Raw genomic sequence first — 20,423 nt, forward strand, 5'->3', positions numbered from 1 at the left:
CATAATGATTTACATTTAGTAATAAAAGTAAAGCTAACTAAAATCATTATTTTCAAATATTTCAGTAGGAATATCACTAATCACTTGCCCTATTTTCCAATCCATTATTTCAAGCAGCTCAGTTGAGGCCTCAGAAGATACTTCAAAGTAAAAACTATAAATCATATCACCAGTAGATCCTTCTTGAGGCATATATTCAATATCTAAACTTTCAAATTCATCCGTAAATTCATCTGGAATTTCCAAATAATCAACAATTCCTATTCGGCATTTAACTTCCTTTCGTTTCCATGCCATCGAGTAATCGGCACTTTTAGATGTTGGCTTAATTGTTGGCTTTTTCATTTTAACTGTCATAGGAAAAGGAAAATCAATACCTAGGAGTAAAGCCTCGCCTTGACTTAATGTTGGAAGAAACGACGCAGATCTCTGATCCATTGTACCTACAGCTCTTTTAACCACTTCTTGGTCATGAAAGTTCGTAAGCCTGTGGACAATTAAAGAGCCTATCTGGCTTAATACATCTTCAGGTATATCTCTCGGTCGCTGAGTTGCGATAACCACATTCAGTCCATATTTACGACCTTCTTTTGCTATATTGCCAAAAGAATCTAACTTTATTGAGCTAGATTCATCACCAATTGTTTTATTGAGAAACTGATGAGCTTCATCTATGAAAACTAGCATCGGATTACTATGGCTAATAATCCCATCCCTGGCCAAGTCCATCAATTTACGACCAATAGCATTAACAAGGATTTCGCGTCCATTAGCTTCAAAAGGTACTGCTGACAAGTCTAACCTCAAAATTTTATTGTTTGAGTTTGAAGAGCTATAGCTATCAAGAAGAGAAGGTATATCTTGGTCTATATCAGGGTCAATTAGCCACTTTAAATAGGAATTTTCAGAGTAAGCTCTTATTCTCGATATAAGGCTCATACAATAACCCAGTTCATTATCTGAAGGATCTCCCCATATTGTCTCATCAATTTCTTTTGGGTAGCCTGAACCAGCCTTTTTTCCTGTTGGCCAAACACACTCTTGAGCTATTTGCTCTGCCAGATGTTTAAAGCACCACCTTTCAGATTTTAAATCTTTTTCAATAAAGTTTAATGCATTGTTATATGGTTCTTTTTTCTGACCTGATTTAACTAAAATATGATTATCAGTAACTTTTATATCACCATAATTATTATTATAGCGTCGCACTATACGCTGACTCAGTATAGCTGAACTCAACTTGGGCATTTGTGTCTGCGCTGATGGGCGCAAAAAAGCAAATATATCAGATTCAGGGAGCTTCCAATGAGGAAAGGTAACAGAATTATTAGGATTAGCTTTTTCATGATTACCGACATAATATGTATCACAATCTAAGTCAGAGTACTCTCCTGTTGGATCTAACAATAATGCCCTCCCTCCATGTTGCTGAACTTCTTGAAGCAACCTAGACATTGAATAACTTTTACCACCACCTGTAGCTCCTAAGACCGCGCAATGCCTCGCAAATAGCTTATCAGGTGTAACAGTTATGTTAACGGCGGAATCATATGGTAGTTCTGCTATATTCAGTTTTACTTCACTTTCTTTCGAGTCTCCTTCAGCAAGAATAGATATTAATTTTGGGTGAGCTGAGTATATTTGGCTCCCTAGTCTAGGGTGATTTTTTATTCCACGGTAAATAACTCCTGTTGCTGGGTTAACACTTGTTAATAATTGAATAATTCCTACAGGATTATTCAAACCATTATCAATCGTCATAGCATCTACCGATAGCCTTTCAGCGCCATCTAGCCAAACTTGAACTAACCGGCCTAGTATTGCTGTTTGGCCACAATCAATGAATACAAATTCATTAACCTCACCTGCGCCTACACGATCTCCTAAGTACCACCTTGCTTCTCCAGAACCAGCATCTGATAGATTGACAGTAATTTCTGCTGGCGAAATATTAATAACACTACCAATCCTTCTATTAGTATCAAAGGGTGAAAACCATTCATTAAAACTCATTATCACCCACCTTCTTGGGGTTAATATTTCCAGCAATTGTTTCAAAGGTTTTAAATAATTTTTCTTCTGGAGTCTCTTTTCGACGCTCTTGTAGCAATTCGGAAAATTGCTCGAAAGTACCATCAACTAATGAAATTCTTTTATCCCCTTGTTGAATAGCCTGATCTAACAAATCTCTTATCTCGGGATTAAACGATCCGCTTTCAATAAATAAATCTTTTGTTGCAATAAGAAGGTTAAATTCCGCATTGGTTCTTAAAGCCATCGTCACAGCATTATTGATATGCTTATCATTGAACCCAAAACCAAGGCATATTAATGCTGTTTTAGGTTGTTGGACGCTATTTAGAAATGACGACATCATATCTAAATAAGGTGAATCATAAGAGGTTTGATATTTAGAGCTACTAGGGTAAATAAAAACAGGCTCATCAATTTTTGCTTTATAGTCTACTTTTTTAACTCGCCCATTTTCACGAGTCCAATTAACAGAGCCATGCATTTTATAAAGCTGAAAAACATTTGGGATATAAGAATTTGGACTTTTAGAGTGTCCACTTCTATCAACAATATCATAGCGATACCAGGCAGGGTTAAAATAACTAGGGGATGAAAAATCAAAACCGTCTACAACTACAAAACCTGTATTTGCAGCAGAATGTTCGAATGCCAAATCATAATTAGTTGTAAATAATTTAAGTCTTTGCTGCTTTGGACTTCTTCGACCTAAAGTTCGGATGAATTTATCATGGGAAAACCAATCATTTGAATTTATTTTATCTGTAAAGTTAGTTTCGTTTAAGATAACTGTTTTGGATTGATTTAAGAAAGAAGTAAGCTCTCCGGTTTTTGCTGCATTTGGAAACAAAGCAATATATTGATCACACAATGATAATAATAATTCGATATCATTCCACGGCTCATTTGTTTTTGAATCTCTTTTTTTCTGGTTTTCATCATATTTCACTGCATCAAGAACATCTTGAAATTTATCTGGATCTTGTTCTTTACACTTTTCCCATAGTTGCCCCATACTTGGAGCAATACCTTGAAATGTTAATGAGGTTCCAGAGCCAGCTAAGATAACTAAGTTATCAAAATCAAGTAAGTTACTAATACTTGAAATTAGTGATAAGTAACTTTCATTTTCACCTTTTTCAGGATCATCAATATTAATTAGTTCTGGATTTTTAATTCCATCTGTTCTTTTTATAAATGCCGATAGAAAATTTACTTCACTCATTTATACATCCCTATTCTTATATTTCTATTCAATAAATAACACATGTAACTCCAAATTTCATACACTCGATTCATTTGATAAACCAACACTTCACTTCCTCAACAACTGACTAATAGGCATCCGTTCAGTAAACTTGGTTGCTATAAACGGATCTTCATCTTGGGCGCTTTCAGGTTTGTATAGTGAGTAGCGCTCGACTTCACTTGCTGTAATTTCTGCAACAGGCAAAGTAAATGGGTTTGGCACATCAGGAAACAGTACATCAAATGCTTTAACTAAGTGCTTGGTCGTGAGGGTTTTCGCGTTATCCATTAATGCGTAAAGTACGGCATCATTTAAAAAGTATTTGAGCGCTCTAAAGCAACCTTTTGATAATGAGAACAAAGCAAAAACTGTTGCTTGATCACTTAAGTTTGGCTTTTCGGTGAATGGCATACGATTGGCTAAGCCAATTATTAATTGTACAAAATGCTTTGGGTTTTCTGACAACTTAAAATAAGGCAGCAGCCGCCTTACTAATAAACGCGATGACCATTGAGGTTCGTCTGCTATTTTTTCTGCCCACGGCATACCTACCAAGACAATTGATACACCCGCTTCATCGTTAATGTATTTTAACCTGTTAGCAATCTCGCGGCGTTTTTTACCTTGGTTGTGCTCAATTAGCTCTTGAAACTCATCAATAATTATAAGCTCTGTGCCACACGTTTTTAGGCATTTTATTAATGATGTCGTTAAGCGAGTACCGTTTATTCGTAGTTTGCGCTCTGTACTGCCTATTTGCCCTAAGTCTTTAAGAAGTTCAGCTAGGGTAGATTCTAGTGTCGGGTTACTAGGTATGCGACTTACTAATACGGGGTGGTTCATCACTCCATTAATAAAGTGCGGTAAATGTCGTTCTTTATATTGCTTGATCAGTGCTGTTTTACCTGTGCCTGTATCGCCATTTAACAGCATGCAGGGCTTTTCGCCCGCTAACCCTTTACCAAGTCTTAATCTGTCGAAGTCGTTAAATACCGTGCTTATTATTGGGTATTCAATAAATACATCACGAAATTCATTAAGCTTTTCTTTTTGTTTATCGGTCAGCATAATTAAAATCCATCTAGGTCTGAGATAAAATCATCCCAGCTATCAGTTACTTGCTCTTTAGTTGTAACCTTTTTAGGTTCTACTGGCTCGCTCTGCGTGATTGATTTTTGTGAATCACTACTAACATTTTGATGCTTAGCTAGCGCTTTCCCCCCTTTTACTTTTGAGTGTTTTGGCGCATTTTTTAACGCTTCAAACTCGTTTTGAATTTTGTTATGAATAAACATACGCGCTTTTGCTAAGCCTACATTATCGATAGAGCTCGAAATAAAGTCGCGATGAATGCGCATATTTATTTTATGCTGATTCAAACTCAAACCTTGGGTATAGTCTTGATCTTTACATGGCACTTTGATGTAGTGCTCTAGCTTATCGAGGTACACATATATATAAGAGATATCATCGGGGTTTAATTTAATTAAAACTTCTTGAGATACTTTGTGGCTAAACTGCTTCCTATAGTTGGCTAATTCAGTACTGTCATAGCTTGAATTTTCTAACTGTATACCACCTTTTCGAAGTACCCGATGATATGAAATACTGAGCACAACATCTAATTGTTGAAGATCAGCATTACTCAGCATTGTTGGTGGTAACGTATTAAAGCCTTGCTCCCATAATTGGCTAGGTATGTACTTAAAGCGGCTGTCGGCATCTTGATGGTAAACGTCTACTACCCATTTATGAAATAGCTGCATAAAGGTTGTAAAGCGCATGATTGCATCTTTTTTGGGGTTATATTCATGTTTTTGCAAAATGTTAGAAAAGGTTTTACCTGGGATCGGGTCTAGTAACTCAGTGTTAATTGTGCCGAACATACGTTCTACAAAGGGTTTTAACCAGGGCTTTGCGACAGGGTTATATTGAGTATTAATGCCTATTTCTTCACAAGCAAGTTCAAGGCTGTTACTCCAAAATTCAGCGCCATTATCAACAACGAGTGTTTCAATTTTACCTGCACACTTCCACTCATTAATCGTATCTGGGTATAGTTTTGCCACTTCACTTTTAGGTTTCATGGCATTTAGCATTGCTCGCCTTACTGCATCATAGCTGGGCTCACTGAAACTAAAGTAATAGCCAACAATACAATGGCTATACACATCTACTAACATAGTGAGTGTTGGTCGACCAAGTGGGATATGCAGCTCATCATCTAATAAGATAAGATCAAGTGGCGTATGGTCAATTTCAACTTTTTCGAGTACTCGGGTAGGCCGTGTATGCCCTTCTACTTTATTAAACGCAATATCAGCAAGGCGCTTACCATAACGAGCAATCATTACTTCGTATTGTGGTAAGTTATCTATTCTGTTTTTAAACGCTTTGTATGTTAAAGGCTTTAAAACACTGCCCACAACACTGTCGTTTTCAATAATAACTAAATCTGCATAATACTTATAAGCAGAAGCCACTGATGGTTTTTCTTTTACTAAGTAACGCTCAAGTGCTTTTTCAAAAAACTTATCGGTGGCTGTATCACGCTCTCTGTTACCTTTTTTTTGATGGCTTGGTATTAGCGCCATTATATTTTTATCCGCATTGGTATAAACGCTATACCATCGTGCTGCTGTTCTCCAACTGGGCTTTTTTTCTCCCTCAACTTCAGGCATTAATTTTAATAAAGGCTCAAGGTTTTTTTGTGTCCAACCGCCTTGAATATTAGCCTCAAGCCATTGAATATATTTAAGCTTAGCAAATGTTGTAGTTTTAATTTTTTCAGGAAGGGCTTGTAAATCTTTGGCGTAATTTTGAGGTGGTTTGGTTTCTACTTTTGGTAATGGCTGGTTAAATTCATCTTCAAACAGCCCCTCATTAAACATTGTTAGACCAAATTGCTGTTTCTATTGATATTTCATTTGTAGTTAAGTCGGCAAATAACTGCCCTAGTGATAATAAGCGTAGCACCGTAGCAAGTAGCTCACCGGCAGTTACTTTTAAAAAGTTAACTAACTGGCCCACTTTAATAGAGCCGTATTGCTGAACAAGTTCTAGCACCGATGCTTGCAGCTCTGTTAAGGACTGAAAGCCAGAGTAGCGATGTAAAAGCTTTAAGTTATTGAGTGTTGGGTATACACGGATTTGTTTATCTGTAACCAGTATTAAATCGCGTCCATCTTGCTTAGCGATGGTTTGCTTTTCAATAAAACGTGCACGAAAGTCTTCGTCAGCAATTTTACTTTGTGGTTTTACTTCTATAAATTTTTGCGTACCGTCTGTATGGGTAAGTAAAAAGTCAGGTGTGTAACGGCAAGTACGGTTATCAAACTCATATTCGTAACCTAGTGGCTGTGCTTCAAATGCGGCTATTGATGGTGAAAATTCAAAATGGAAACAAGCATCAAACTCTAAAGAGGATTCGACTAAACAAGTAGATTTATTTTTTTGACTAGCAAATTTATATAGGTTTTTAACACGAGAGTGTTTGAGTTTTCTTCTGTGCATGTTAGTCAACCATCTAACCATTTGGTTAAATACTAGACTATGCCACCTTATACTTCCAATTTATGCCATCTTTTAGTACAAATATGTCAACTTATACTTCAAACAACACCCAAATGAGGAATTTGGGTGGCAGTCTTACCAGCCACATCTCGGCACACACGTCACAAACTGTGGCTGCTCCCTTCCGGGCCTGACCAGGTTCGCCTGCTAGTGTTGCGAGAGGACCAATAAGACTACCATTGAGGGCCTTGGTTGGCGCGGGAAGGATTATCTCTACTTTTGTGGTGTTATTCAAGGGTAAACGCAAAAAGAAAGTGCGATTGCATGTTAAACATACAATCGCACTGTTTTTTAAACGATTTTATTGTTTCTCTAACTCTGCTTTTACGCTACGCAGTACTGTTTTTACTTTTTTCATGTTTTCTGGGCCCATGCGCAACAACTGTTTTTGAGCTGCTGGTAAGCGTTCCCATTCTGAGTAGGCGTATTGATAAGTCACCGAGTCACGTAACAACGGCATATCCCCTTTTGGTTCTGGAGTATCCAGTAATAGGTCTATCGCTTCTTCAAGTGTTTGATTAAACGCATCACCTTGATAGCCAATTTCTGCATACGCATCATTAATAAGCGGTTTGTACTCATCGTATAAACGCACGATTTGTGCTGCGCTCATGCTGGTAAATATTTTTACGTATGGCGTATAACGCTCGTAGCTATTTGGGTCGATGGTAAGAATATCGCCTTCAATCACGCTAAAGTTTTCTTCTGGACGTTCAACCGGTGCATGCTTTGCAGCAACTTTACCTTTGGCTAGGTTATCAATAAACACCACTCCGCGACGAATAACGTCTTCAGTTACTAGCAAGCCCATCACTTGATCACTTAAGTAATCATCAATGCTGGCAACCACAACTGTGTCACTTTCGTTAAGTGTTGGTAAGGGTACTACAGCAGGCTCAGGCTCAACCTGTCTTTGCTCTGGTCGTGGCACTACTGCTGGCTCAGGTAGCGTTTCAGGCTCTGCAACCTCGGGCTCTGGAGCTTGATATTCAGCCATAGCTGGCTCTTCAATTGTTTGCTCAACAATCGGCTGTGGCTTGTCTTCGGAACTGAGTAAAACATACCCTGCTACGCACGCGATGATGACTAACACCCCGATTGCAAACAGCAAGTTGTTATTTGATGGACGTTTTTCGGTATCTGGCTGTGGTGATTGATCTGACATACGAACTCCATAAAAAATTTAAATGCACAACACTTAGAGTTACCTAAGTTACTATAATTCATTGCTTAGCGATAATTTTATTCTCAGTGCTAAGGTATCCTTTGATTCTTCTAGCTTAAAGACTTAAAGTTAATAAATAAAGTAAAGACGCTCAACGGTTTAATTGCAACTATGAAAATCAAACAGGTCAATCAAGATAAACCTAAAGTCGCGCTGCTACTAACAGGCGGTGGCGCGCGTGCGGCCTATCAAGTGGGAGTGCTTAAAGCCCTTGCGCAGAGTATGCCGCGCACAGCTCCCTTACCATTTACGATCATTAATGGCACATCTGCGGGAGCGATCAACTCAGCGGCCTTGGCAAGTTATGCATCGTGTGCGCATTTAGCAGTCCGTAAGCTGGAGTCTGTTTGGAAAAACTTCTCTACTTCAATGGTTTATAAAAGTGATTTTATCAGTGTGTTTGGTCATTTAGCCCGTAATATACTGACCAGTTTTCAATCTGAACACATAAACCACCCACCCGCGAGTTTATTGAACAATCAACCGTTACGGGTGTTGCTAAATAATATTTTGGATTTATCTCGTATTGAACGTAATTTACATCGTAATTATTTAGATGCTTTGTCAATCACTGCATCAAGTTACACCACCGGTGATTCTGTGGCATTTTTTCAATCTAATACGCAATCGCCTTGGCAGCGCGCTAAACGTGAAGGCCAAGCGACTCGCATTAACGTTGAACACTTAATGGCATCTAGTGCTATTCCCATGGTGTTTCCAAGTGTCAATGTGCATAACCACTACTTTGGCGATGGCTCTGTTCACCAATTGTCACCGCTGAGTCCGAGTGTTCATTTGGGTGCTGAAAAAATATTTATCATTGGTGTTGAGCAACCCAAAGAAGCTCATCCACCAGGCTATTTAGCTCACTTTCCCGGGTTATCGTCTATTGCGGGTCATTTGCTCGATAGTGTATTTACCGACACCTTACAATCCGATTTAGAGCGCTTAGAGCGTATCAATCGTACCTTAGGCTTGCTGCCTGCGCGTGACAAACACCAAGAGCTGAAACAAATACACAGTTTTGTGATCAATCCATCAGAAAACTTTAATGCCATTGCCACGCAGTATTATGATGATATGCCACTGGCAATTAAAGTGTTGCTGCGCATGATAGGGGTTAAAAAGCGCTCACAATCGAGTTTAACCAGTTACTTATTGTTTGAAAAACGCTATACCCAGCATTTGATCGATATAGGCTATAAAGATGGTCTTAAAAAATTGCCGCAAATACGCGAGTTTTTAGAGTTAGATTAAACTTTCCCTATTCGTTGCCATCAAGTAAGTAACGCTCTACTCGCTCTACTCGACGAGGTTTCCCTTGCAGCACAAGAATATCCCCGGCGAGTAAAATGGTATGCTGCGACGGGCTATCAATTTCACGGTCTTGGCGGCGTAACGCCCGTACAGACACTCGGCGTTTTTCAAGCTCTAGTTCGCTAATATTTTTAGCCACTGCAAAAGCATGTTCAGGCAGTGCTATTACGTGTAAATACTCAAGCCGCTCGGCGTTACTTTCTTCGCTATCAAATTGATCACCGGCAAAAAAGCCATGTAAAAATTGATAGCGGTTACGCCGCTCTTTGCTTACTCGCCTAACAATACGCGACATCGGCACGCCCGACATAGATAACACATGCGACACCAGCATTAAACTCGCTTCGAGTGTTTCTGGCACTACTTCGGTTACACCTAGCTCTTTGAGTGCTTCTAGCTGACTATCGTCGCGCATTCGCACTAATATTTTTACTTGCGGCGCTATTTGCTTGATCGCATCAATAACAATTTGCGCATGCTCAAAGTCCGTAAACGTAATGATCACTAATCGCGCCCGTTCAACCCCTGCTGATTTTAAAATATCTTTTTGTTTTACATGACCAAAAATAATCGGCTCACCGGCAGCTTTGGCCTCTTGTACAAGAATAGGGTTACTTTCAACAGCAACATATTCGATTGCTTCTGGTTTTAAAAACCGCGCTATCGTTTGCCCAACTCGCGAAAAGCCGCAGATCACTACATGGTTATGATACAAGGTGCTGCTGTTAGGTTGTTGCTGCCATTCGCTGTGGGGGTTTTTTAATAATCCAAGTTGCTTTAATAACCAAGGCGTACGCTCGATTAAATAAGGGGTTAAGCCCATCGACATAACGGCAATAGCAATTAAAAATGAAGCATGATCTGAGGCCAATAACTGATGCTTAGTAGCAAGGGCAATTAATACAAAACCAAATTCGCCCATTTGCCACAGCATAATACCGGCAGCTACAGCATCTTGTTTTCGCTCGCCCATTAATTGCGCTAAAAAAGTAATAACGCCAATTTTTAGCACCAGCATTAACGCAAGTGCAGCTACTATCCAATACCATACACCCAGTACAAATAAAATATCCAGTTGCATGCCTACGGTGACAAAAAACAAGCCCATTAAAATATCGCGAAATGGCCTAATATCGGCTTCTAGTTGGTGCCGATACTGGCTTTCACCTAGCATCATACCCGCTAAAAAAGCCCCTAACGCCATTGATAAACCAAATAAATAAGTCAGTCCTGCGGCAAATAAAGCAACCAATAAGGTGGTTAACACAAATAACTCTTCAGTGCGCATTAACGCCACTTCACTAAAGACTTTGGGTAACACCCATTTGCCAATAGCCCACAGTAATAGGCAAACAAACGCGCCTTTGGTTAATGCAAACGTCAGTGCCCAGGCTATACCTTCTGAGCCACTACTTTGCGCAAGCAGTGGTAATGTAATGAGTAAAGGAACAACTGCAATATCTTGAAATAACAACATACCGATGGCAAGTTGCCCACGTCGCTGTTTCAGCTCACCGGATTCTTTTAATAATTTAACTACCACCGCTGTGGATGATAGCGCCATTAGTGTAGCAATAGTAAAACTACTTAAAACTGATAAACCCATTAGTAATAAAATCAACATAAACACTAAAGTGGTGATCACCACTTGCAATGTGCCTAAACCAAATACTATATTGCGCATCGCCATTAAACGACCAAAAGAAAACTCCAGTCCTAGGCTAAACAGTAAAAAAACAATGCCAAGCTCGGCCACAAAGTGCATTTCATAACTTTGCGCCATCCAGCCAATACCATGGCCTCCGGCTAAAACGCCAGTAGCAAGGTATGCGAGGATCGGCGGTAAGCCAATTCGTTTAAATAGCCAAACCAGCACCACAGCAGCTAGTAATAAGCCAAATATTTGCGCTAACACACTTTGCAAACACACCTCCTCTTTCTACCGACGCAATACCGCCAAAATTTTAGCTACTTCAAGATTAACTATAGCAACTATCTGTTTTTCAGCCAGTTTGGAATAGTGGCACAAAAATCGCTTAGTTAAAGCAACAACACACTCCTAGGGGGAGAAAACCGTGGAAAATGTCCATATTTTGACGCAACGGATCTCAGCACGTGGCGAGTTTCTGCCGTTTTCGGCAGAGCATTACCGTAATAATGAGCCTACTGCTATTCATAGTTTGCTTGAGAGGTTGCAAACGACATTGAATTTAGAAGAGCTGCTGACTATTTACGCTGCGCATGCAAAACAAATTATTAATTTTTCAGGGTTACAGTTTCAATCATCCCTTGGTGTGGCTCAAATTGCCGATAGTGATAATAGTAAACCGCCCTATTCATTTGATTTAGATATAAATAATGAACATTTAGGCCAGCTTATCTATTTTTGTCAGTATCCGCTGACAGGCAATATTGAACAAAAGTTAATTGGCTTACACAGTGCATTAGTCTATCCGTTACGTAATGCATTAATGTATAGCCGCGTACTAAAACTCGCGACTAAAGACACCTTAACCGGGCTTAATAACCGCAGTCAGTTTAATGATATTTTGGCACAAAAATTAGAGCGTTGCCGCCGCCATCACCGCCCATTTAGTTTAATGTTGTTAGATTTAGATAACTTTAAACAAGTTAATGACAACTATGGTCATAAAATTGGCGACGATGTATTACGAGAATTTGCAGATGTATTGTGTAGTAGTATTCGTGGTACTGATTCTGTGTTTCGCTTTGGTGGTGATGAATTTGCGGTATTAATTGATGATCCAGAATTTACCACTAACAAAGTGATCGCTCAGCGAGTGATGCGCTTAGTGTCTGAATCTAGTTTAATGAAACAATATCAAGTAACCACCAGCATAGGTTTTACGCTAGCAAGTAGTCAAGATTGTGATAATGAAATTTTTTCCCGAGCAGATAAAGGCCTGTACAAAGCCAAAGCTGCTGGTAGAAATTGCGCAAGAGCTTATTGATATTTTAATGCCTAGTTCCCCCGCTAGGCATTAGATACTTATTTAGCTGTCAGCTTATAGCCGAGCAAGGCTAAGCAAAAACCAAAAAAGAAGCCACTGACCAAATACAACAAAGCTGCCATGGTAGCTAAAGGCATTATGATAACCATGAGCAGTGGAATGCTCACCCCAACAATAAAAAATATCCCGCCTTTACCTAACCAATAAGCAATTAATATCACCGCGCAAAGTAATCCTCCCGCACTGGCATAAGCTAATGTTAATAGCTCTAAATCAAACATAAACGTGGCGATAATGGCGATTAATGCGGTGCTCACAAGTCCTAATGGTGCTTTATTAACAAGCGATAAACCAACGTGGGGCTGTGGCTTGCTCATGTTTTTATGTTCCAAAATATACCTTCTTGTTGATAGTGTTCAGCACTTATAAAATGCCCTACTACATAAACTAATTGTTCATTATAAAAAATAAGCGGCACACTCGCACGCAGCCAAGGCGCGACTTTAGCGTCTTTAAACCAATGTTTAAGCGTATTATGGCCCGGTTTTTTAAGTGGTTTTATACGTGCTTGTGGGCGGTTAAAATGCACTGTGACCTGTTCATTAGGCAGTGGTTTTCTAATTCCTTCACCCGTTAATTGAACCAAACTGCGTCCATCAGACAGTAACAGCTCTGCATCGTTTACTAATTGGCTAAGCGGCACTTCGGTATCACGCACAAAATATAAAAACTGTTGATGACGACGCACTTGTCCGTGCGCTAAATGAATAAGTAACTGGGCATCAGCTTGTGCGGTTAGACCTTGGTTGAGTATCTGTAACGTTTGCTGCTGTGATGGCATAAGTGCAGTGAATTGGCCAAGCCAACTGCGTAGTACATTAGCTTGGCGTGCTGCACTGTAGTTTGCAAGCTTTGCGCAACTTAGACCTTGCTGATTGTTTTGGCATTGTTGTAAATCTAGCAGGGTGTATTCGTCGAGCACGTCTTGTTGCTGCTGCAATAAATTTACACTTCGCACGGCGCTTTTTTCAAAACCTTTAAAACGTTCACTCAGTAGTGGCACAACTTGCTGACGAATAAAATTACGATCAAAGCGTTCATCACTATTTGAGTCGTCAGTAATATGCTCAAGCGTAAAGTTTGCAGCAAATTGCTCAATATCTTGTCGAGTAACATTTAGCAGCGGTCTTACACATTCTCGACCAGAGCTAAGCATTCGCGTTTGCCGCATTGCGGTTAAACCTTGCAAACCAGAGCCGCGCTTCAAGCGCAGTAACAACGTTTCAAGTTGATCATTTAAGTGCTGCCCTAGCAAAATAATACTGCCACTTGGACTGAGTTGATCAAGCGCTTGGTAACGAGCGTCCCGCGCTTGCTGTTCTAAACTGGTGCGGGTTTTACGATCAATTTTTACCTGCGCTGCATAAAAGGTAATATCTAACGCATCGCATAGCTTTTTACAAAAGGCCTGCCAATCATCAGCGTACTTGCTTAAACCATGATGTACGTAAACAGCCGTTAATTGCAACTGTGGCATCTCAGCTTTAAGCGCATTCATAACATGCAGTAATACCACAGAATCAACACCACCTGAAAGCGCTATTGTAAAAGCACATTGATGCTCTGCTACATAAGGTGTGATGATGTTTTTTACTTGCTGATATAAAGACGTTGCATGCATGAATTAAAATCGCTAAATAGATGATTGGTTAGCTAAGCTGATAGCTGATAGCTGATAGCTGATAGCTGATAGCTGATAGCTGATAGCTGATAAACATTCTAAAACAAAAAAGCCGCAAAAGCGGCTTTTTTTCATCAATTAGCTATTAACAATAACCAAATGACATTAAACGTTTATAACGTTGATCAAGCATTTCATCAAGCGACAGGGCTTGTAAGTCAGCTAAGTCACGTTTAAGTTGATTTTTAAGGTTACGCGCCATACCTTCGTAGTTACGGTGTGCGCCACCTAATGGCTCTTCAACTAAGCTGTTGATCAAATCAAGCTCTTTAACACGTTCCGCGGTTACACCCATCGCTTCTGCTGCAAGTGGCGCTTTGTCAGCGCTCTTCCAAAGGATCGATGCACACCCTTCCGGTGAAATTACCGAGTAAGTGCTGTACTGCAACATGTTAACGCGATCACCTACACCAATTGCCAGTGCGCCACCTGACCCGCCTTCACCAATAACCGTACAAATGGTTGGCACTTTAAGTGCAGCCATTACTTTAAGGTTACGTGCGATTGCTTCAGATTGACCGCGCTCTTCAGCGCCAACACCAGGATATGCACCTGGGGTGTCGATAAAGGTCATGATTGGCATTTTAAAACGCTCAGCCATTTCCATTAAGCGTAATGCTTTACGGTAACCTTCAGGCTTTGGCATACCAAAGTTGCGTTTGATTTTTTCAGCAGTATCACGGCCTTTTTGTTGACCAATAACCATTACTGGTTGGCCTTCAAAACGTGCAATACCACCTAAAATAGCCGGATCATTAGCAAAAGTACGATCACCAGCAAACTCGTCAAATTCCGTAAAAATGCGCTCGATATAATCTCGAGTATAAGGACGCAACGGATGACGGGCTAACTGAGAAACCTGCCAAGCACCTAACTTAGAGAATATTTCCTCTTTCATTTTGGCACTTTTCTCTTTTAATCGGCTGACTTCCTCTTCTAATTCAAGGTCTAAATCGCCAGCGCGGCTTATATTTTGTAACTCTTCAATTTTTGCTTCTAATTCTGCGATTGGAAGCTCAAAATCAAGATAATTGAGGCTCATGCTCTAAACTACCTAATTAGTTAAATTCTAGTTCTACATCTTGCGCCGCCATTAACGATAACTTATGAATTAAGTCATCACTAGGCGTAACACACCATTCTGTCCCGAGAGTTAACTGTGCCAGCGCATCTGGACGCTGGTAGTAAACCTTAATCGGACAAGTACCAAACTTATAAGGCTCGAGTACTTTTTGTAAATTATCGAAGAAGTTCGCTTCGATTTGCACCATATTCAGCGTCATTTTAATCGCTTTAATCCGTTTTTCGCGCGCTTGCGCGATGGTGCAGATGTCTCTGGCGGTCATTGTAATACCACCGGAGAAGTTATCAAAGCTGACCTGTCCGGATATTACCAAGATATTATTGATTTGCAGCATATCTTGGTACATTTCAAACTGTTCTGGGAATAAGCGTACATCAATACGGGCACTCTTGTCATCTAAAGTTACAAGTCCCCACCGATTTCCCTTTTTGTTTACTAGCACTCTTGCTGCAATCACGAGGCCTGCAGCAGTAGATTGCACATCACGATTAGTTGGCTGTAAATCCACTAATTTACCACTAGTGTAATATCTCAGCTCTTTACGATACTGATTTATCGGATGCCCAGTTAGGTATAAACCTAAGGTTTCTTTTTCACCATCAAGCCATTGATTATCGGTCAGTGGTGTGGCTTTTATAAAGGCTTGTTCAACTTCATCAGGCTCTGTCGCAAGTAGACCAAATAAATCACTCTGTCCTAACGACTCAGCTTTATGATGTTGATCTGCCGCACGCATTGCATCTTTCAAACTCGCCAATAAGGTAGCTCGAGCTGGTTGCGTTTTCTCCGGCCCAAGTTGATCAAGCGCACCTGCATAAATCAGTTTTTCGGTTACGCGTTTATTGATACGTTTTAAATCAACTCGCGCACAAAAATCAAACAAGTCTTTAAATGGCCCACCGTTACTGCGCGCTTCTAAAATAGCGTCTACCGGTGCCTCACCCACTCCTTTGATTGCACCAATGCCGTAAACAATTTCACCGTTGAGGTTTACTGTAAACTTATAAGCACCAGCGTTGACGTCGGGCGGTAATAATGTGAGTTTCATGTTCTCACATTCATCTACTAGGGTAACGATTTTTTCGGTGTTATCCATATCGGCAGACATCACCGCCGCCATAAATTCAGCGGGATAATGGGTTTTCATCCACAACGTTTGATACGACACTAACGCATAGGCTGCCGAGTGAGATTTGTTAAAACCGTAACCTGCGAACTTCTCTACCAAGTCGAAGATTTTAATTGCTAGTTCGCCGTCAATCCCGTTATTTCGCGCACCATCTTCAAAGGTTGAACGCTGCTTTGCCATCTCTTCTGGTTTTTTCTTACCCATTGCACGACGCAGCATATCGGCGCCACCTAGGGTGTAACCGGCTAATACCTGTGCAATCTGCATTACTTGTTCTTGATACAAGATAATGCCGTAAGTCGGCTCCAAAATCGGCTTTAAGCTTTCATGTTGGTACTGAGCATCTGGGTAGGAAATTTCTTCGCGGCCCAGTTTTCGGTCGATAAAGTTATCTACCATGCCCGATTGCAGTGGCCCTGGTCGGAACAAGGCAACCAAGGCTATCATATCTTCAAAGCAGTCAGGCTTTAAGCGTCTTACTAAGTCTTTCATACCACGGGATTCGAGCTGGAATACTGCGGTGGTTTCGGCTCTTAGTAGTAGGTCGATACTTTTTTGGTCATTCAATGCAATGGTGTTGATGTCTATCGGCTCTTTTCCCTCTCGGGCTAAGCGCTCATTAGTCATATCAACTGCCCACTGCAAAATAGTTAGCGTTCGCAGACCTAAGAAGTCAAACTTCACGAGACCAGCTGTTTCTACGTCATTTTTATCAAACTGTGTGACCGGAAACTTACCTTCGTCATCACAATACAGCGCAGCAAAATCAGTGATCGTGGTTGGCGAGATAACAACACCACCGGCGTGTTTACCGGCGTTACGTGTACACCCTTCCAGAATGCGACACATATCGATTAAGTCTTTAACCTCTGAGTCGCCATCGTAGGCTTCTTGCAGGCGCGGCTCTACATCAAACGCTTTCGCCAGCGTCATGCCTGGGTCGCCCGGGATCAATTTTGAAATACGGTCAACAAATCCATAAGGGTGACCAAGTACCCGACCAACATCGCGTATTACCGCTTTAGCCGCCATAGTACCAAAGGTGATGATTTGCGATACCGCGTCTCGTCCGTATAGCGCCGATACGTGATCAATTACTTCATCGCGTCTATCCATACAAAAATCGACGTCGAAATCCGGCATTGATACACGTTCAGGGTTCAAGAACCGCTCGAACAGCAAGTCAAACTCTAGTGGATCTAAGTCGGTGATTTTTAATGCGTATGCCACCAGTGAACCCGCACCAGAACCACGTCCAGGTCCGACTGGAATATTGTTATCTTTACTCCACTGGATGAACTCCATTACGATCAAGAAGTAACCTGGGAATCCCATTTGGTTGATTACATCAAGCTCGATTTGTAAACGCTCATCGTACTCAACGCGTTTTACAGCACGGTCTGCTTCATCTGGGAATAAAAACTGGAGTCGCTCTTCAAGACCATCTCTGGAAACTTTAACTAAGAAGTCTTCAATTTTTAATGAGCCAGTTGGGTAATCAGGTAAAAAGTAAGTACCTAATTGCACCGTAACATTACAACGTTTGGCGATTTCTACACTATTTTGTAGCGCTTCTGGAATATCGCTAAACAGTTCAGCCATTTGCTCTGGGGTTTTTAAGTATTGTTCTTCAGAGAAACGTTTTGGCCTGCGCTTGTCATCCAGCGTATAGCCGTCAAAAATCGCCACGCGAATTTCGTGTGCTTCAAAATTTTCTGGCTTGAGGAAAACCACTTCATTGGTGGCAACCACTGGTAATTGCTCAACCGCTGCAAGCTCAACCGCTAAGTGTAAATAGTCTTCTTCTTGCGTACGTTTAGTGCGGATCAGTTCAATATAGTAGTTATCACTAAAATGCTGTTTGTAAAAACTAACCACCGACTCAACGGTGGCAGGATTGCCCTTTAATAACGCTTTGCCTAAATCGCCGTCTTTTGCACCAGAGAGCAGAATAAGCCCTTCTTTGTGCTCAATAAGCCAATCTCGGTCAATCACTGGGCGATGAAATAAATGCCCACGTTGATACGCTTTTGAAATTAATAAAGTAAGATTTTTATAACCGGTGTTGTCTTTGGCTAAAATAACTAACCGACACGGTGCTTCTGGAAACTCAGGGCTGTGCAGCCAAAAATCAGCCCCAACAATGGGTTTAATACCAGCATTGTGGGCAGTGTCATAAAAACGTACTAAACCACATAAATTCATTTGATCGGTGATGGCCAATGCTGGCAATTGCAGCTCTTGCGCTTTGGCTACGATCGGTTTGGTTTTCGCTAAACCATCGACCATTGAAAAATCAGAATGAACCCGCAGGTGGACAAAATCTGGCGCTGCCATTACTGCTCCTGCATTGCCAGCACACGTTGCACTGGTTTAAAACTTTTACGATGCTCACTAATAGCACCGTATTGTTCAAGGGCAGCAAAATGCGCCTTGGTTGGATACCCTTTGTGACCGGCAAACCCGTATTCTGGGTAGCGTTTATCAAGCTCAATCATTTCATCATCACGCGCCACTTTTGCGATAATAGATGCCGCTGATATTTCTGCCACTAAGCTATCGCCTTTAATAATGGCTTGCGCTGGCATAGTCAGTGAAGGTAAGCGGTTGCCATCAACAAATACAAATTCCGGCGCGGTGCTTAACCCTTCAACCGCCCGAGTCATTGCCAGCATAGTCGCGTGTAAAATATTTAACTCGTCTATTTCTGTTGGGCTGCAACGACCTATTGACCAACACAGGGCTTTTTCTTTTATTTCGATGGCCAATGCCTGGCGCTTTTTATCGGTCAATTTTTTTGAATCAGCAAGGCCTGCAATTGGGTTTGCTGGGTCAAGGATCACAGCAGCAGTCACTACATCGCCAACTAATGGGCCGCGACCCACTTCGTCAACACCTGCGATAAGCTCAAAGTTGGGGCGTTCAATTTGCATTTATAATCTCCGCAACAGCCGCTGCTGCTTGCTCGCTGGCGTTTAATCGAATTTGTTGATGGATAGCTAAAAAGCGTGCTTTTAATTCTTTATTATCACTGTTAAGCATCGGCTCGAGAGCCTTAGTTAAGTTTTCAACACTGCAATCATGCTGCATAAATTCAGGCACTAATTCTTCGTCTGCCAATAAGTTTGGTAGTGAAAAGTATTTAATATTAAAGGTGAATAAGCTTTTAAATATCCAATAACTGAGGGCTTTTATTTTATAACCAACGACCATCGGCTTTTTATATAACATGCCTTCAAGAGTCGCCGTACCTGAGGCAATTAAAATAACATCTGCCGCTTGCATAGCAAGATTTGATTGACCATCTAACAATTGAATATTCAGCTGCGGCGCGGTAGTTGCCAAAATAGCTGAAAATTGCGCTTTTCGCTGCGCATTAACAAGCGGCACAACTATTTTTAAATCAGGGTTTTTAGCTTGTAAGCCTGCAGCCGTTTTAAGGTAAGTTTCACTGAGTAATCCTACTTCTGAGCCACGACTGCCGGGTAATAATGCCAGCACTTTATCATTTTGCTGTAAGCCCAGTTGCGCGCGTGCAGCACTGTCATCATGCTCAAGCGCAATATCATCAGCGAGTGTATGGCCTACAAATGTACAGGGTACATTGTGTTTATCGTAAAAGGCTTTTTCAAACGGTAATAACGCCAATACCATATTAGTGGCGGCACTAATTTTATGGATACGCTTTTCACGCCATGCCCAAACCGAAGGGCTCACATACTGAATAGTTTTTATTCCCGCGTCTTTGAGCGGCTTTTCAACCCGTAAATTAAAATCAGGGGCATCAATGCCTATGTAAACATCTGGTGGGTTATCAATAAAGTTTTGTACTAGTTGCTTGCGGATTTTTAATAACCGCGGTAATCGACCTAGTACTTCAACGAGTCCCATTACAGCAAGCTCTTCCATATCAAATAAACTGTTACAGCCTTGGGCCTGCATTTTTGGCCCTGCGATACCTTCAAAAATCGCATCTGGGTAGCGTTTTTTCAACGCTTTAATTAGGCCTTCGCCTAAAATATCGCCGGAGAGTTCTCCAACTACAATCGCAATACGCAATGGCTGTTTATCTTTATTCATGGGTGCTTTTTATTCACAAGTC

The 20,423-nt window shown here is 40.9% G+C and carries 15 protein-coding genes and 1 other RNA gene; 2 read left to right on the plus strand and 14 right to left on the minus strand.

Annotated elements, in window-relative coordinates:
- Positions 1-33: 33 nt before the first annotated feature.
- The 7 genes from V7783_RS00365 to V7783_RS00395 all read right to left on the minus strand — a co-directional run bounded on the left by V7783_RS00365 (position 34) and on the right by V7783_RS00395 (position 8,018).
- A complete protein-coding gene (locus tag V7783_RS00365) occupies positions 34-2,013 on the minus strand; it encodes an ATP-binding protein (protein ID WP_335677043.1) in 1,980 nt (659 codons plus the stop codon).
- Positions 2,003-3,256, minus strand: a complete 1,254-nt coding sequence (locus tag V7783_RS00370; protein WP_335677044.1) for an SIR2 family protein — start codon at positions 3,254-3,256, stop codon at positions 2,003-2,005. The genes V7783_RS00365 and V7783_RS00370 overlap by 11 nt, the downstream gene beginning before the upstream one ends.
- A gap of 90 nt (positions 3,257-3,346) precedes the next feature.
- A complete protein-coding gene (locus V7783_RS00375; RefSeq protein ID WP_335677045.1) occupies positions 3,347-4,348 on the minus strand; it encodes a TniB family NTP-binding protein in 1,002 nt (333 codons plus the stop codon).
- Between the two features lie 2 nt (positions 4,349-4,350).
- Entirely contained in the window at positions 4,351-6,171 is a 1,821-nt protein-coding gene (locus V7783_RS00380; RefSeq protein WP_335677046.1) for a Mu transposase C-terminal domain-containing protein, read from the minus strand.
- Positions 6,164-6,793 carry a Tn7 transposase TnsA N-terminal domain-containing protein gene (locus tag V7783_RS00385; RefSeq protein ID WP_335677047.1) on the minus strand — a complete coding sequence of 210 codons (630 nt, stop codon included), beginning with the start codon at positions 6,791-6,793 and terminating at the stop codon, positions 6,164-6,166. The genes V7783_RS00380 and V7783_RS00385 overlap by 8 nt, the downstream gene beginning before the upstream one ends.
- A 133-nt stretch (positions 6,794-6,926) precedes the next feature.
- An RNA gene (gene ffs / locus V7783_RS00390) (signal recognition particle sRNA small type) lies at positions 6,927-7,023 on the minus strand.
- A gap of 131 nt (positions 7,024-7,154) precedes the next feature.
- Positions 7,155-8,018, minus strand: coding sequence for a DUF3014 domain-containing protein (locus tag V7783_RS00395; RefSeq protein WP_335677048.1), 864 nt, complete (start codon positions 8,016-8,018; stop codon positions 7,155-7,157).
- 171 nt (positions 8,019-8,189) lie between these two features.
- Between V7783_RS00395 and V7783_RS00400 the strand changes: the two genes are divergently transcribed.
- Positions 8,190-9,335, plus strand: a complete 1,146-nt coding sequence (locus V7783_RS00400; protein ID WP_335677049.1) for a patatin-like phospholipase family protein — start codon at positions 8,190-8,192, stop codon at positions 9,333-9,335.
- A gap of 7 nt (positions 9,336-9,342) precedes the next feature.
- Here V7783_RS00400 and V7783_RS00405 read toward each other — a convergent pair whose 3' ends face one another.
- Positions 9,343-11,319 (minus strand): cation:proton antiporter domain-containing protein, encoded by a 1,977-nt coding sequence (locus V7783_RS00405; RefSeq protein ID WP_335677050.1) that lies wholly within the window; start codon positions 11,317-11,319, stop codon positions 9,343-9,345.
- A gap of 151 nt (positions 11,320-11,470) precedes the next feature.
- Between V7783_RS00405 and V7783_RS00410 the strand changes: the two genes are divergently transcribed.
- Positions 11,471-12,367 carry a GGDEF domain-containing protein gene (locus V7783_RS00410; RefSeq protein WP_335677051.1) on the plus strand — a complete coding sequence of 299 codons (897 nt, stop codon included), beginning with the start codon at positions 11,471-11,473 and terminating at the stop codon, positions 12,365-12,367.
- Positions 12,368-12,405: 38 nt separating this feature from the next.
- Here the strand turns inward: V7783_RS00410 and V7783_RS00415 are convergent, their stop codons facing one another.
- From V7783_RS00415 to lpxB, 6 genes are all read right to left on the minus strand, one after another.
- Positions 12,406-12,744 carry a hypothetical protein gene (locus V7783_RS00415; RefSeq protein WP_335677052.1) on the minus strand — a complete coding sequence of 113 codons (339 nt, stop codon included), beginning with the start codon at positions 12,742-12,744 and terminating at the stop codon, positions 12,406-12,408.
- Complete coding sequence (gene tilS / locus V7783_RS00420) at positions 12,741-14,048, minus strand: tRNA lysidine(34) synthetase TilS (RefSeq protein WP_335677053.1); 1,308 nt, start codon at positions 14,046-14,048, stop codon at positions 12,741-12,743. The genes V7783_RS00415 and tilS overlap by 4 nt, the downstream gene beginning before the upstream one ends.
- A 145-nt stretch (positions 14,049-14,193) precedes the next feature.
- A complete protein-coding gene (accA, locus tag V7783_RS00425; RefSeq protein ID WP_335677054.1) occupies positions 14,194-15,150 on the minus strand; it encodes an acetyl-CoA carboxylase carboxyl transferase subunit alpha in 957 nt (318 codons plus the stop codon).
- Positions 15,151-15,166: 16 nt separating this feature from the next.
- Complete coding sequence (gene dnaE, locus V7783_RS00430; RefSeq protein ID WP_335677055.1) at positions 15,167-18,658, minus strand: DNA polymerase III subunit alpha; 3,492 nt, start codon at positions 18,656-18,658, stop codon at positions 15,167-15,169.
- Positions 18,658-19,254 (minus strand): ribonuclease HII, encoded by a 597-nt coding sequence (gene rnhB / locus V7783_RS00435; RefSeq protein ID WP_335677056.1) that lies wholly within the window; start codon positions 19,252-19,254, stop codon positions 18,658-18,660. The genes dnaE and rnhB overlap by 1 nt, the downstream gene beginning before the upstream one ends.
- Positions 19,244-20,401 carry a lipid-A-disaccharide synthase gene (lpxB, locus tag V7783_RS00440; RefSeq protein WP_335677057.1) on the minus strand — a complete coding sequence of 386 codons (1,158 nt, stop codon included), beginning with the start codon at positions 20,399-20,401 and terminating at the stop codon, positions 19,244-19,246. The genes rnhB and lpxB overlap by 11 nt, the downstream gene beginning before the upstream one ends.
- Positions 20,402-20,423 lie beyond the last annotated feature (22 nt).

It is taken from the genome of Pseudoalteromonas sp., from assembly GCF_036960685.1.
GTDB lineage: Bacteria > Pseudomonadota > Gammaproteobacteria > Enterobacterales > Alteromonadaceae > Pseudoalteromonas.